Genomic DNA, 14,013 nt, shown 5'->3' with positions numbered 1-14,013 from the left:
GTGATGCACTGGTTTGGTCTACTGTTCGGATAACCACGTGACAACATCAAGGATGCCTTCCCCGCTCTCTTCACAGCGACGGATGAGCTTAGAGGGGAAGCAGACGCGCGATAAATTGCGTGGCGTTCATTTGACCCGCCCATCGAGAAAATCGACTTAAGCGTTTTGTTACTACGCTTTTGGACAAATCGGCGAACACCTTTGCAAGCCATACGAGCCAAAGCACTACCTCAATTGTCGTATCGAACCGCTGGCCAATGGGAACTGAGGCGTCGCTCCGTCCTGATAATCGAAAATTCCTGAACTGTTCTCCCTCCAGAGCTATCTACTGCACTACCCACCCATGATGGAGCGAAGAACATGGCTACGCGACAAGAAAATCTACTCGACTGGCTGCGCGACGCGCACGCGATGGAGCAACAGGCTGAACACATGCTCAAGGCTCAGTCTAAGCGGTTGGAGCACTACCCTGAACTAAAAGCTCGGATCGACCAGCACATCGAAGAAACCCTTGGCCAACAGAAATTGATCGACGAGTGCCTCTCACGTCTTGGTGGTAGCTCTTCAACTATCAAAGATATGACGGGCAAGATCATGGCATTTGGACAAGCAGCCGGCGGCTCGTTGATGAGCGATGAAGTGGTTAAGGGGGCAATGGCTGGCTACGTCTTTGAAAACGTAGAAATAGCGACTTACACGGTACTGATAGCAGCCGCACAAGCGGCGGGTGACGTTGAAACTCAAGCTGCATGCGAGCAGATCCTTCCCCAAGAGGTTGCGATGGCCGAATGGTTACTTGAACATTTACCACAAATCACGGAAGCATTTCTGGTTCGCTCAGAGGATCCTAACCTGGAAGCAAAAAAATAAACTGACTGCGCAGTCATATGAACTGCGCACTCGGTTCAATTTTTATTGAACTCTTGAGCTTATACCGTTGGTCTTGAATAGCAGCACCAAAAAGTAATTTCTACGTTCGCTACACCTCACAACTTATGCACGCGCTATCGCCCGCAGTGGCGAGCGCGCCTAAAGCCGAGTCTGAGGAAATTCAAAATGTTCTTACATAACAAGCGACTTCAGTACACCGTTCGTGTGGCAGAGCCTAATCCGGGCCTGGCCAACTTGCTTCTTGAGCAATTCGGCGGCGCTAACGGCGAACTTGCTGCGGCGGCGCGGTATTTCACCCAAGCATTGGCGGAAGAAGATCCGGGTCGTAAAGACCTTTTGATGGATATTGCGACAGAAGAATTAAGCCACCTCGAAATTGTGGGCTCGATCATTGTCATGCTCAATCGAGGCGCCAAAGGTCAGCTTGCGGAGGGCGTGCAAGAGGAAGGTGAACTGTATCGTTCCATCAACGGTAACGGCAACGACTCGCACATCACCAGTCTGCTGTACGGCGCTGGTGCTCCCCTTGTGAACTCTGCGGGTGTGCCTTGGACGGCGGCATACGTCGATTCAATCACAGAGCCTACCGCCGATTTCCGTTCTAACATTGCGGCGGAAGCGCGCGCAAAAATCCTATACGAGCGCCTGATCAACGTCACCGACGATCCGGGCGTTAAAGAAGCACTAGGCTTTCTTATGACGCGAGAAATCGCCCATCAACAATCGTTCGAGAAAGCTCTGCATTCGATCCAGCCGAACTTTCCGCAAGGCAAACTTCCGGGCATGCCCGAATTCACCAACAAGTATTTCAACATGTCGGGCGAGCCGAACGTACGCGGCCCATGGAACGAGGGCGGTGCTTGGGAATACGTGGAAAATCCTGAGCCGGCGGTCGACGGAGGCGATGGGCTGGCGACGGTCAGTCTGCCTGCCGAGGATGTAGAAGTCTTGGAAGCGATGAAGGCCCGCACGGCCTCTGATCCGCTCAGTGAACCCGTCACGGGCGCCGACCTTGGGTCGGGGTATGTACAAGGCAAAGACGCCTAACTCAGTCCAGCGGCCCCGCACCGGGGCCGCCACAACCTCAGATGACCAAAATGAAAAACGTTAAAGTAACTTTGCTTACAACTGACCTTTTCAAAAATTTGATAGAAGCTGCCTCCGCTGGCTTTGAACACGATTGCCGACAGGCCTGTCGAGGTTTTAGGGTGAGCATGGCAGTTAATGCGTTCGGGATGGGAAAGCTGATTCCTAATAATCTAGCGAGCAAGAGCGGCCCTGAAACCAGTTCACGATTATAATTAACGAGATCGTACTTGCAATGACGGCAACTGTTACCCGTCTAACGGCGGTGAGAGCACCCTATTGTATGGGACTGATTGTCCACAGCGAGGAGAGGCGAAAAATGAGGTTTACAAGGAATGCGGGATTTCACGTCGGAATCATTAATGCTCACAGACTTACATTCCTGTTCGGTAGCGCAATTTTCTGTGCCGGCACGCTCATCATCTTTTCCAAGTTCGTAGGCAAATTGTTTTAGAGCAACGATCCGGCGCGCCACCCGAGTACGCCAAGAAATCTAGCTGTACAGGGGTGGAATTGGATCTCACAGTAAACATTCTAACTTTCTACTCGATTGCGTCCTTTTGACTTCGCGGCGTAAAGTAAACGGTCAGCCTTGAGCAGAAAATCCTTGTAATTCTCCTCCCCTGTTTTGCAAGTCGAGACCACACCTGAGCTTATTGTGACAACGCCTAATGGGCTCACTGAATGTTGAACTTTTGCGTTAAAAAGCGACATTCTAATATTTTCTGCAACCATGACCGCACCTGCAAGTTCAGTGTCCGGAAGTAGAATTACAAATTCTTCCCCACCGTAGCGAGCCGCGATATCACTTGGCCTATTGACGCTGGCTGCAAGAACGTTCGATACGCGTACAAGACAATTATCGCCGCCTTGATGGCCATAATGGTCATTATATTGTTTAAACAGATCTATATCCAGAAGGATCAAGGAGATGCATGTCTGATTCCTCGTGGCACGCTTCCATTCTTTATCCAATGCCAAATCAAAACTTCTTCTATTGGCTAGGGAAGTGAGACCATCTGTATGGGCTATTACCTCTAGTTCTTTTCGGATTACTTTGAGCTCGCGCTCTGCGATTATCAGCTGTTGGATCTGCCGATATAGCAAGCTACCTAAAAACGCTAATGCCAATATGATGGAGCCTACCAGTGCAACCGATTGGTAAACATATGACCACCATGGCGCAAATACATGCTCATACGAAACTCCGGCTGCTGCGACGATAGGCAGCCCAGCCAAGCGACGATAGGCGTAGATGCGTTCAATACCATCTACAATGGACTTGATTATTGCAGTACCGCTATCGCTCTGAGGTAGGTACCGGCTAAAAATTTCACCTTTTGAAAGATTGGTCGTCATCAATGCTGCGACGGTCGGGCGTCGTGCGAGGAGCTCGCCGTTATCGAGTGCTAGGAAAATAACTCCTTCGTCGTCAACGGCCATACGTTTGAAAAAGCTTTGAAAATATGAAACCGGAACCGTGGCTAACGCAACCCCTGCAAAGGCTCCATCGGCTTTTTGGATACGCCGACTTATAGGGATCACCATATCCCCTGTCGTTCGACTTTCCACTATCGAGCCAACGTGGATGGACTGGTCATCGTGCTCACGGTGATATCGAAAGTAAGCTCTGTCGCCGTTGTTTTTGGTTTGCAAACCTTCGGAAAACGAATTGGCCATCCAATTGCCTTGAGCATCGAAGATGAATAGACCTTGAACGCCTTCAATGTCATTCACTTGGCGGGCCATCAGCTTCGCCAACCGCTCCTGCTGATCAGGGCCGCTTCCATCGTGCGCCACACGCTCAGCAAGATCTCGCAAGGTATTGTCGGCCTGCAGCATCGTGTCACGGGCCTGCTGTTCAGCGGCAAGTACAATGTTCGAAACAGTTATTTTGGCCGCGTCTACTCGCTCACCGGACGACTGCACAATCTGCCAAGCAGTAGCAAGGATTAACGATAAACAAACAAGAAGAATGAAGCCTATCAGCGAAAGGGACAGGGCTCTAGGTGTCAGCCTTGCATAGATCGGTAAGGAGAGCGTCATATATACGTCTTCAAATTGGCGGTGGGCTTAAGCGAGCAATTTTTATACCGGCATCGAAATAAAAGCGCTTCACCCGCAGCTCCGGAATCCCTGAAAATCTGCGCAAATAGGCGTTGCTCTTCGCATATCCCACCGCAGTTTGACACCAACACGACTGGATGCTGCACAGACTCATGAATGAAGACCGCGAAGGCAACGACTCCCACTTTCTTCATCGTAGAAGGATTCCCGTCCTGGGTACCGCAGACCCACGAGTGGGCATGATGGCGGGGATCGTTCCGGGCTTCAGCGCGGTTCACTGCCACCCTATCCTAGAAATGATCTCGCGCCGGTAAGGCGTATCGATCTGCGACGGCACTTGTTTGATGTAGTCGCGCGCGCTCTCAAGTGTTTCTCCGCTTAAGCCGGCGAGATAGGCAATAGCGTCCTCGGCTGCGGGGACGAGCCCCTCAACGCCTCCGAATCTTGGTGGCAGTCCTGTCCAAACTACCGCGTCCAATCGGCGGGCAATCGCCCATTCAGCGATGATTCCCGCTGCGTTCGTACCGACCACGAAACTACCGATGCCATCCTCCCGGTCTTGAGGAACCCCCTCCCGAATTCTAAGAGCCTCGCGTGCCTCATCCAGCTTGTCCAGATCCAATACCGCCCAAAGCACTTTGCACCCAGGCGCGTTCGCACAGATGGCTGTCGTCAGGTCTCCGTTATCACTGACCCGCGCGAACTCGATGGGCAACACAGGGCCGTCCATAAACCACTCGCTCGCAAGCGGTAAGGTGCCCGGTTTCCAGATCAATGATCCCCATCCTAGACATGCAATTACCATGGTCAGCACCTGTGTTTGAGACGAAGTTCACTCGCCATGCCTCCAGCCCTATAGTCAACCGCGTCCACTGCAGTCCGGTGCAATGGGCACTGCCCCTCCTTGGGCAATTAGGCCGTTCAGCCTTTGGTTTTTCTAGGATCTGCTGACCGAGGAAATGTGCGCTCCTCTTGGATCGTGCCGTCCTCTTTGTGGATTTTGAGAGAGGCTGTCTTGCCCTGAAGAAATTCGCTCGCTATCTCGGTAATTTCTGCTTTGGTGGATGCGGTCATGGAGGCGCGTTGCGCGCCCTCTTTGACGAGCTCCCAAAGTTTTTCCGTTTTTTTGATGTGATAGTTATCCATTGGCTCACCTCAGATATAACGATTAATACCTGTCAGGTTGACCATAGGCGATTCGAAGAGTTTGGACGGATTGGCGGCATTATGGATGCTTACGGAGATCCCCTAGTTTTCGAGGGACGTGGGGGCAACTACCCGAAGCATGGGCTGTAGCCGCTCCGAAACAGGAAAAGCTTTGGCATGCCAGAGGTTAAGCAGTCTTGTTTCGCTGTAAGCGTGGCTTTCTGGCGCGGTTTGAGATCTCGGGCACTGGGCCTTCACCGTTCTGCTGCCTACAAAGAAATTCGCGTATCAAGGCAGCAGTTCGCCGGGCACTGGTCACTACGAAAAAATGCCCCTCGCCCTTGAGCACGCGCAGTTCGGCTTGTGGAATTGAGCGTCGCAGGACATGCGCATTGTATGGCTGCACGAGGGTGTCACGATCGCCTATGAGGATGAGCGTGCGTATACGCAAACGGGATAACCGCAGCAGACTTGTCCAGCCCACTAAAGCGGTTAGCTGGTGGTGGTAGGTTCGTAGGCGTACGGTTAGCATTCGCTTTACAACACCGAAACGCAGCAGCGCCTGTGTCGAATTGACTGAACCATCTCGTTTCCGCTGTTTGGCGCCTCCGCTCCCTCTAAAGAACTCCAGGATGTCAGCGGGCTTCACCAGTAGAACCGGGCCGGCTGAAGTCGCCGCCAAAATAAGCCGCCGCACCATGGTGGGATGACGAAGAGTCAACTCTTGTGCCAACGCACCGCCCCAACTCACGCCAAATACATCAACATGGTCGATACCCAATTGTTTGAGCATTTCGGCGATCAGACCGGCATGACTTGGCAATCGCATCGGCCAGCGGGGCATTTGCGATTTACCGACACTAGGCACATCCAAAGTGATCGTTGTGTAGTCACCTAGTTCGTTGCGCAGAGCATCGAAGGTTTTGATCAAACCTCCCAGACCGTTGAGTAGGAGTAGCGGAGGGCCTTGGCCGGCGATTGAGACATTCACCTGCAAGTCTTTAACGGTCATCATTCGGCTCGGCATCGACACCTCCTCCGTAATTGGTGAAGCAGTGTAGACGAGCAGTTATGTGGCGTTCGACCACCGCCTGTCCTCCTAACATCTGGGTATTTTTGTCTATGCCAACACATTCTGATAAAGGATTTCAAAGGCTTGGTGATCACGCAATTCAGGGCCACGGTCTTAGGTGGAGGAACCCTCATTTGGGACGGGCGCCTAACAGTTGAACCCCTCAGCTTGAGAAATACAAAATGCATATGTCCGAGGCAACGCAAATCATGGAAGCGCTTTCGACCAATGAAGTAAACGTTAAGCTCGCTGAGGGTTGGTCACTAATATCTGTTGTTGTGACAACACATCCTAATGGTCAGCTCCATCCCTGCTACGTTCTCGGCAAATCGAAACCCCTATCCGACGATAAGAAGCCTGACTGATCAGCCTGGCATCCAAACAGCACTCCGGCTCACGATAATGTATTGAGAGGATAATTTGTCTTATTGGGATTGGATTCAGTGGCCAGCGATGGTCGTCACCGTTCAGGCCGCATGGCTCATCGGATCGCAGCGACCGAAAAGACGAATGACAGGGTTTGTGTGCTTCAGCGTGAGCAACGTGTTGTGGGTCATCTGGGGCGCCTACGCAGGAGCGTATGCGTTGATCGTATTGCAGGTTTGTCTTTTTCTGATGAACCTTCGTGGATTAAGGAAAAATTCGAAGGGCAGAGAAGATCAGAAGATTCAATAATGACGGTGCCCGTCGAAGTTTTTTTTAAAACCTCGGGCATTCATTCCCAACAGTACGCACTCAAGAATAATCAGAGCATACGCCTCAGCATGAGTCCCCAGGCCACCCAAAGCGTATTGCTTAGGATGAACCCCCAAAAAGCGATCATCCGGCGGTACGCTCGTTGCGAGCCGATGAACCAGGCTGAGATGACTGTTACAGCCATCGCTGGCCACTGAATCAGATCGATGTAATCCATGTGCGCTCCGCATTTTGAGGTGCATCCTTGCTTCTAGCATGTTCTGCATTCATCTATCCGAAACGATCCCAAGGCTGATGTTCTCGAAGGGTTGCTACACAAGGTTGTCCAGGCTCGCGCATACCAATGCCCAAAGCTGAAATCGACGTGTTCAAGGCTTCATTGACGATCAACCCGAAGCGTTACTCATGTCCGGCGCACCCTGCCTCCGAGATCTACCTGAACCCGATTTGTCGCAATCGCTTTCGAATCGGAATGATTCGAAATGCGCCTACTCGGCACAGGTTGTTTTGATAGATACCTCGGGGTGAAGGTTCGAAAAATTGCGTAATGTTTGATCTAGATCAAGGGATTGCTAAGCAGCACCCATAGCCCTAAGCGCACAATTGGTTCTGAACTCGATGCTCTTGCGGGGCGACTAGAAAAGCGAGGCGCCACGCTCCTCAAATACGCTGCGAGGACATCTGCAAGGGACATATCGTGAGTCGAGAATCCCGCGTGCTCCAAGCGCTTTCAAGGCACACGCGATATTTTCGCTTACACTCATGCAAACCGTTCCGCCCGTTCGGTCGGTTTCTCGGATTAGAGGAGGATTGTTTGAACGTAAACTGGGAAGGATTGCTGCCGATTCGCGGTGAGGTCATCGTCGTTGAGGACGACCCAACTTTACAGTTGCTCATGACCGATATCATGGATGAGATTGGCGCGAAGACTGTCCCGTTCGCGACGGCGGATGATGCGTTGACCTATCTGCTCGAAGCACATGGTGAATGCGCCTTAGTGATCGCCGATCACGGCGTTCCCGGACAAGTTCAAGGCATTGAATTCATAGAGATGGTTAAAGGCAGGTGGCCCCACATCGCTGCGATACTTACCTCGGGATATCTGATCGAGAGCACAGCAGTGCCAGCTCATACCATTTACCTGCACAAACCCTGGTCACTCGATGAATTGGTGACAGCAGTTGCGGAGCTTTTGCAGCCCGGTAAACCGATTAGCAAACGCTAAGCTTGGCTTCGAAATGGTAAGACCAGGCAGGCCATGATTGGTGCTGAGCCTGTAGGCCTGCAACACTCTCTGCTCATGAAACCAGTCCGGTGCTGAAGTCCCTGATTTTTTGAATTTTTCCGCGCCCGATGACTCCGTTAGATCAGAGCAGACGGAGTGAGTCATGGAAAACAATCTATTCGTCATCAACTACAAGCTTCATGATGCGCCAAAATCCTTCATCATCCGTAGCAAAGCAATGCAAAACGCCGATGCATGGCATTGGGCTAGCTGCGATGCGGGTGTAGCGCCCATTCCCAGGCCTGGTCGCCCGCCACTGAAGATGGTGTCCAAACCTCAAGCCGAAAAATACGGCATTACCGATGTCACCTGGCGACCCAGCTCAACGTAGCAGGGCGTGCTATGACGCGGGCTTTTGATAAATCCGCTTCATTCGTAGCCGCCCGCAAAGTCGATTACCCGCTGGATACTCCGACATCAGCTTTTGAAACCAAAGACTGTTAAATAAATTGAGGACAAGATGTCGCCTTTTGATATCCAGCGGATGCTGATAGACGAATTTCCCTTAGCGTTTTTACTGGAGGTGGGTTTCAGGGCCACATTCGCTTTTCTCGCAGTTTTTCTTTTTTTGAAATCCAGCGGTCGACGAGGGATCAGACAGCTTTCACATTTTGAGCTAGTCGTGATTTTAACATTGGGCTCGGCCGCAGGAGACGTGTCCTTTTACCATGACGTTCCGCTACTCCCGGTCGCAGTAGTATTTCTTACGCTCCTGCTTCTCTACCGCCTCACCGTCCTGATCATGACGAAGAGTAAAAAATTTGAAGCTTGGATGGATGGGCTCCCGGTAACCGTGATCCGTGACGGTCTCTATGAGCTCAAGTCTTTGGAAACGCTGAACATCTCATCTAACGAATTGTTGATGGAGTTACGACAGCAAGGGGTTGAACATCTCGGACAAGTAAGGCTCGGGCTGATTGAGACCGACGGCGACGTCAGCCTTTATTTTTTCGAACAGAAAGATCTGCGCCCTGGGCTGTCCGTCCTGCCATTAGAGCATCGTGCCGAGTTTGAAACTGCGCCTGCGTCGGGTTTGTATTGCTGTGTGAATTGCGGGTTCTCCCAGCATATCGTGGAAGCCCAAAGAGCAGACTGCCCTCGGTGCAACCACGATATTTGGTCAACTGCACTCAGTAGACCACGCTATCGGTGACGCCCTGCCGAAATATCGTTCGCCTTAACAGCGCGCGCAACGCTGCGACTCTGCGCCCGACGATAAAAGAGCCGCGTAGGGCTCTTTTATCTCAACGTACAATCATTTGGTCAGCCATGACTCAACGGTTTCAGAGCCGTGCTCAGCTTTCCAGTCTTTAAGTCCGCGATGGTTGCCGCCCTTGGTTTCGATCACTTCACCAGTGTGCGGATTTTTATAGGTCTTGACTTGCCGTGCCTTACGGCGTCCAAGATTCGATTGGACAGCGGGTTCGCGGCGACCAGCTCGTGGGTCAAGCACGTTGATTACGTCTTTCAGGCTGTAACCGTATTTCGCAAGGAGATCACGCAGCTTAGTCTCAAACTCAATTTCTTTTTTAAGATCAGCGTCGCCTTTAAGCGCTTCCAGCGCCTTGAGTTGTTCTGCGAGATGTCTTTCTAATTGGCGGTATTCTGCGAGCTTGGACATGGACATTCTCTTTGGACGGTTGGTGAAGGTCTGTATGAAATAATATCTCAGATTTACAGATGGATAATCTAGCGATCATCATCACTGCGTGCAGAATCAACCTTAATCTGACCCGATTCACCTAACGTGCGGTATTGCTCACGAAGTTTTCTGAGTTCACTCGACCCCATTTGCTCCAAACCCAGCGTGGCATTCTGCGCATCGTGAGTAGCTCGTATAAGCTCATCGAGCTTCAGATGCAGGATGTCGTTGTCACGGTTCTGGGTGTTTTGAATCAGAAACACCATCAGGAAGGTAATGATCGTGGTCGACGTATTGATGATGAGCTGCCATGTATCGTTGTAGTGGAAGTATGGGCCGGTCGCAGCCCAAGCGATGATCAACAGAATTGCGCTCAAAAATGTCTTCGGGCTGCCAGCCCAATTGGATAGCGCTTGGCAGAATAGGGAAAATCTCATAACACACACTCTGAATGAACACAGTCTGTTGACCGCATAGAAGCCAGAAATACTTTATTACATTTTAACCGTCTGTCGGGTTCGAGTTGCCCGGCGGTCTTCCTTCAGCACTCACAAAATTTGAACGCCTGGCTCCAAGGACTGGTCATTTCTTCATGCAGCCCATACGCGTGGACATGCAAATGAGACGTCTCGACACCGAGACTTATAGAGTGGAGAGGAGAAATCAAATGGCTAGAAAAACTGTTGAAGACCTGTTTATTCACGAACTTTCCGATATTTACAGCGCTGAGAAACAGATCACTCGCGCCCTCCCCCGCATGGCACGTGCGGCGACCAATCCTCTCTTGGCTGAAGCCTTTAATGCGCACCTGGAGGAAACTCAAGGACAAATTGAACGGATTGATCAGCTCGTCGAATTGACTGGCTTGAAACTCAAGCGCATGAAGTGCGTAGCGATGGAAGGACTGGTCGAAGAATCGAAAGAGCTTTTGGAGGAAATCGAGAAAGGTGCCGTTCTGGATGCGGGACTTATCGGCGCCGCGCAAAAGGTGGAGCACTACGAGATTGCCAGTTATGGCACCCTGATCGCCATGGCCAAACATTTGAATCTGACGGATGCTGCCAAGCTCCTCAGCGCAACGCTTGCGGAGGAGAAGGCTACGGACGACAAATTGTCGAAGATTGCCGAGCAAGGCGGCAATCAAGCGGCCACGATGGAGTCTAAGTAAGGTCTAAGCTACGACTGGGCGACGTTGATCGGACGACGTCGCCCTTCTTACGATCCGTTTCGAATTCAGGATTTAGCGCCGCTTCAGTTCAGGAGCGTATTCTCCTAGACTCATTTGGGGTGCTTGCGTGCCACGGTGAAACGAGCCGTTCCTTCGCTGACGGCTGGAATTACGCCAGCGCGTATCGCGTCAACTATGAGCTGTCGGGTAGCCTCTACGTCTAGCGTCTTCCCCACATTCTCTTGCATGAATTGCCTGCTAATGAAATAGCGCCCGCAAGCGGAGCAATCGATGACCTGCCACTCCCCTACTTCGTATTGAAGCTTTGCATCTTCCCAACAAATCCAGCACATACATTTTCATAAATCGCCCTCCGTGACCAATGGATTGCTCCAGAAAAAGGCTGGTTCAATTCAGTGCCGTCACTGGAATAACCATCGGTCGGTTTCAAGCGGGAGAATGTACGGATGACCGATCATGAGCTGTTACGGCTTTTAGCCACCAGTGAATCCAATCGGCCCCAAGTTTTCAGCCAGAGCGGGGGCTTTTTTTTGCGACGTTGGAAACCACGTACACGGGGACTGTGTCTACCATCCCATAACGCTTTGGCATCCGGCCAAGCCGTTCTAACGTGATCAGGAACAGACTTATGTCTTGCGCCTATGAAGGCTTGGCAACCGTTGGCGTGTTAGCCCTATACCTGGATCAGTCTCCAAACAAGCTGACCACCTACGAATTAAACGTGCGCGTTCTCAACGTCGGCCCGCAGCGTTTTCGCCTTGAATTTGACCGCTACTTGCAAGGCCCCATGCAAGCCAATGCCATTCAGGTGATCTTGCCCAGCGGTCTGGTGCTGCAAGGGCCGATTGTCGACGGCAGCAACGAGCCGGCCGGCGGATGGTTGCTAATCGATGTTGAGCAGTACGAACTGCCGCTTGAGCCACCGGCCAACCTCAACGGCTGGACATGGGAATAAGCATGAATGATGCATTGACTGCATCGACCTGCCGCCAGCGATTCGGGTAACGCTTACTCCGATAAGCAGCTCCGCGTTTCGAATTAGCTCCAACGAGCGCATTGGCTCGATTGCTGTCGCCGCGAACAAACCCGCTGATGTCCTATCTGCAGGTAGTCATAGGATGGTCTCGCGCACGGTAAAGTTTTGAGGACTTCCCGCAACTGTCGATTGAGTTATTTTCCCAGCGTACGGTATCGGCAGTAATCACCGGCCTATGGTGGTGCCCCAGCCTCTGACTAACGAGCCACAGCCTTGTCGCCTGGACGGCCACTATCTTTCCCCAGAACTCCTTCTTTTTGAGAACGTCGGCGCTTACAACGTAGCTACCGCACTAAACGCAATCAACTATCACACCATGGAAGTTGGTTTCCAGCACCCGAGCCGACGCCCCACAAATTGAACAGCTCATACGTCACTCCCTGCAGTCGTTGAACTGTAGCCGAACGCTGGTCACTCTCCACCTGTCACGGAGGGCTCATGACGATTCTTGCCAACAAAAGCCGTTTCGCCTCGGCATCGAGGCACAGATGGAGACTTCTGAAGATCTTCGAGCGTTGGATGCTACTTAGCGGTAGAGCTGTTCCCTTCTACCGGCCGACCATCAAGGACAGGCAGCGGATCGGTTTGAATTCCCGTCAAGATGGAGGCCCAAGCTGCGTACGCTTGCTTGTGACGAGACACAGCTTCATCCCAGCGGCTCCCTGTCACTTCGTGCGAGACGACAAGCATCATTAGATTATTTGTGGCCGCATCCAGATCAACCAGGAGGTGATGGGCGTTGAATCGGAAATCGTCGGATAAAGGCATGATGGCACGCATATTGTAATTAAGTGGTAAGAGCATCGGCGCTCCCCACATGACATCATTATGACACTGTCAGCTATTGTTGGTTCGGATGCGTAGACGACCGGTATCTAGAGCGCTTGGCATTCAGATGAGGCTGTTGAAATCGACCTGTTGCGATGGAGCGTCGAACTGCGGAGACAGAGAGAACCAGCTAGTGAGCTATCTGAGAACGTCCGCTTTAGGGGACACTTGCCAATCGACTTACAGCCATCATCGGGGCAAATTATCCCATGTGGACTAGCCAAACGCTCATGTCGCCAGCGCCCTGACCTCCCGGAGCCAAGTTGCTTGCATCGTCATGGATCAGTCATCGACGTCTGATGCGAGAGTAGTGGGCTCAATTAGATGAGGGCCCTGATTACGTACAATGCCCACTTCTTTGCCGACCTTGTACCAATGAAAATCCGTAGCAGGCCTGCAATGCTCCATCGCTAGTTCGCGAGCGCGTTCAGGTGAAGTGTCGGGGTCGATCCATTCAAGCGCATGCTCAGGCGCCAAGACCAAGGGCTTGCGGTCGTGGATATCGACCATGCCTTCATCACTCGCGGCGGTGATGGTGACGAAGCCGTCCCGTTCGTCCGGTTCCAGGGCTTCGTGCACCTCGGCCAACCCTGCGAAGAATATCGGAATCTGCTCTTTCAGGGTGATGAAGTACGGCTGCTTTTTCTTCGGATCTTCTTCGTCCTTGACCCACTCGAACCAGCCGTTCGCCGGCGCGAGTACGCGTCCGTCTGGCCAGAGCTGATTGAAAACCCTGCCGGTGATGACGGTCTCGACTCTTGCGTTGATCGGGTCAGGACGCTTTCCCTTCGCCCAGAAAGGCACCCATCCCCATTTGACCTTGTCAATGCTCAAGCCCTCCCGAACCGGCCGGATGATTTCCACCCGCGTCGACGGTGCGACGTTGTATCGCTCAACGGGCCAGGGGTCATAGCCATTGATCACCAACTGCCTTGGCGCAAGCTCCTTGAGGTAGTGATCCATCGATTCGTAAATCGAGTAGCGTCCGCACATGCTGTCACCCGTCGAATTGTGGTGCCTATGAGACTGACCGCAAGCGAACCATATCGTTAACTGTATGCATGTACAGTTAACC

General features: G+C 52.1%; 15 protein-coding genes and 1 pseudogene. 8 read left to right on the top strand and 8 right to left on the bottom strand.

Annotation, left to right across the window (positions count from 1 at the left end; all coding sequences use genetic code 11):
* The first annotated feature begins 360 nt into the window (after nucleotides 1–360).
* Nucleotides 361–870 (top strand): DUF892 family protein, encoded by a 510-nt coding sequence (locus D8U82_RS09455; protein WP_125926593.1) that lies wholly within the window; start codon nucleotides 361–363, stop codon nucleotides 868–870.
* Between the two features lie 186 nt (nucleotides 871–1,056).
* Nucleotides 1,057–1,938 carry a manganese catalase family protein gene (locus D8U82_RS09450; protein WP_130902104.1) on the top strand — a complete coding sequence of 294 codons (882 nt, stop codon included), beginning with the start codon at nucleotides 1,057–1,059 and terminating at the stop codon, nucleotides 1,936–1,938.
* A 573-nt stretch (nucleotides 1,939–2,511) separates the two neighbouring features.
* Here D8U82_RS09450 and D8U82_RS09445 read toward each other — a convergent pair.
* From D8U82_RS09445 to D8U82_RS09430, 4 genes are all read right to left on the bottom strand, one after another.
* The gene (locus D8U82_RS09445) at nucleotides 2,512–4,023 is read right to left on the bottom strand and encodes a diguanylate cyclase (RefSeq protein ID WP_130902103.1); all 1,512 of its coding nucleotides are present in this window, start codon (nucleotides 4,021–4,023) and stop codon (nucleotides 2,512–2,514) included.
* Between the two features lie 295 nt (nucleotides 4,024–4,318).
* The gene (locus tag D8U82_RS09440) at nucleotides 4,319–4,819 is read right to left on the bottom strand and encodes a hypothetical protein (RefSeq protein ID WP_241668051.1); all 501 of its coding nucleotides are present in this window, start codon (nucleotides 4,817–4,819) and stop codon (nucleotides 4,319–4,321) included.
* A gap of 146 nt (nucleotides 4,820–4,965) precedes the next feature.
* The gene (locus D8U82_RS09435) at nucleotides 4,966–5,190 is read right to left on the bottom strand and encodes a DUF2188 domain-containing protein (RefSeq protein WP_130902101.1); all 225 of its coding nucleotides are present in this window, start codon (nucleotides 5,188–5,190) and stop codon (nucleotides 4,966–4,968) included.
* Between the two features lie 187 nt (nucleotides 5,191–5,377).
* The gene (locus tag D8U82_RS09430; RefSeq protein WP_241668050.1) at nucleotides 5,378–6,202 is read right to left on the bottom strand and encodes an alpha/beta hydrolase; all 825 of its coding nucleotides are present in this window, start codon (nucleotides 6,200–6,202) and stop codon (nucleotides 5,378–5,380) included.
* A 480-nt stretch (nucleotides 6,203–6,682) separates the two neighbouring features.
* Here D8U82_RS09430 and D8U82_RS09425 point away from each other — a divergent pair, with 480 nt between their 5' ends.
* Entirely contained in the window at nucleotides 6,683–6,937 is a 255-nt protein-coding gene (locus D8U82_RS09425; protein WP_130902099.1) for a YgjV family protein, read from the top strand.
* On the opposite strand, the pseudogene D8U82_RS09420 reads toward D8U82_RS09425, so the two are convergent.
* A pseudogene (locus D8U82_RS09420) lies at nucleotides 6,931–7,175 on the bottom strand (hypothetical protein). The gene D8U82_RS09425 and the pseudogene D8U82_RS09420 sit on opposite strands and share 7 nt — an antisense overlap.
* 597 nt (nucleotides 7,176–7,772) lie before the next feature.
* Between D8U82_RS09420 and D8U82_RS09415 the strand changes: the two are divergent.
* The 3 genes from D8U82_RS09415 (at nucleotide 7,773) to D8U82_RS09405 (ending at nucleotide 9,396) form a co-directional block, all read left to right on the top strand.
* Nucleotides 7,773–8,183 (top strand): response regulator, encoded by a 411-nt coding sequence (locus D8U82_RS09415; RefSeq protein ID WP_130902098.1) that lies wholly within the window; start codon nucleotides 7,773–7,775, stop codon nucleotides 8,181–8,183.
* A gap of 163 nt (nucleotides 8,184–8,346) precedes the next feature.
* A complete protein-coding gene (locus D8U82_RS09410; protein WP_080923199.1) occupies nucleotides 8,347–8,574 on the top strand; it encodes a DUF6555 family protein in 228 nt (75 codons plus the stop codon).
* 129 nt (nucleotides 8,575–8,703) lie between these two features.
* The gene (locus tag D8U82_RS09405; protein ID WP_130902097.1) at nucleotides 8,704–9,396 is read left to right on the top strand and encodes a YetF domain-containing protein; all 693 of its coding nucleotides are present in this window, start codon (nucleotides 8,704–8,706) and stop codon (nucleotides 9,394–9,396) included.
* A gap of 102 nt (nucleotides 9,397–9,498) precedes the next feature.
* Here the strand turns inward: D8U82_RS09405 and D8U82_RS09400 are convergent, their stop codons facing one another.
* Both D8U82_RS09400 and D8U82_RS09395 read right to left on the bottom strand, forming a co-directional pair.
* Nucleotides 9,499–9,864, bottom strand: coding sequence for a histone-like nucleoid-structuring protein, MvaT/MvaU family (locus D8U82_RS09400; RefSeq protein ID WP_080923198.1), 366 nt, complete (start codon nucleotides 9,862–9,864; stop codon nucleotides 9,499–9,501).
* 68 nt (nucleotides 9,865–9,932) lie between these two features.
* Entirely contained in the window at nucleotides 9,933–10,322 is a 390-nt protein-coding gene (locus D8U82_RS09395) for a low affinity iron permease family protein (RefSeq protein WP_125926585.1), read from the bottom strand.
* Between the two features lie 230 nt (nucleotides 10,323–10,552).
* Here D8U82_RS09395 and D8U82_RS09390 point away from each other — a divergent pair, with 230 nt between their 5' ends.
* Nucleotides 10,553–11,053 carry a ferritin-like domain-containing protein gene (locus D8U82_RS09390; protein ID WP_039768421.1) on the top strand — a complete coding sequence of 167 codons (501 nt, stop codon included), beginning with the start codon at nucleotides 10,553–10,555 and terminating at the stop codon, nucleotides 11,051–11,053.
* Nucleotides 11,054–11,702: 649 nt separating this feature from the next.
* Nucleotides 11,703–12,029, top strand: a complete 327-nt coding sequence (locus tag D8U82_RS09385; RefSeq protein WP_130902096.1) for a hypothetical protein — start codon at nucleotides 11,703–11,705, stop codon at nucleotides 12,027–12,029.
* 1,191 nt (nucleotides 12,030–13,220) lie between these two features.
* Here the strand turns inward: D8U82_RS09385 and D8U82_RS09375 are convergent.
* Nucleotides 13,221–13,931: an SOS response-associated peptidase family protein gene (locus tag D8U82_RS09375; RefSeq protein ID WP_130902094.1), complete on the bottom strand. Its 711-nt coding sequence runs from the start codon at nucleotides 13,929–13,931 to the stop codon at nucleotides 13,221–13,223.
* Nucleotides 13,932–14,013: the final 82 nt, after the last annotated feature.

The sequence above is a fragment of the Pseudomonas sp. Sample_23 genome, from assembly GCF_004307595.1.
GTDB lineage: Bacteria > Pseudomonadota > Gammaproteobacteria > Pseudomonadales > Pseudomonadaceae > Aquipseudomonas > Aquipseudomonas atacamensis.
This window is presented reverse-complemented; position numbering and strand designations above follow the sequence as displayed.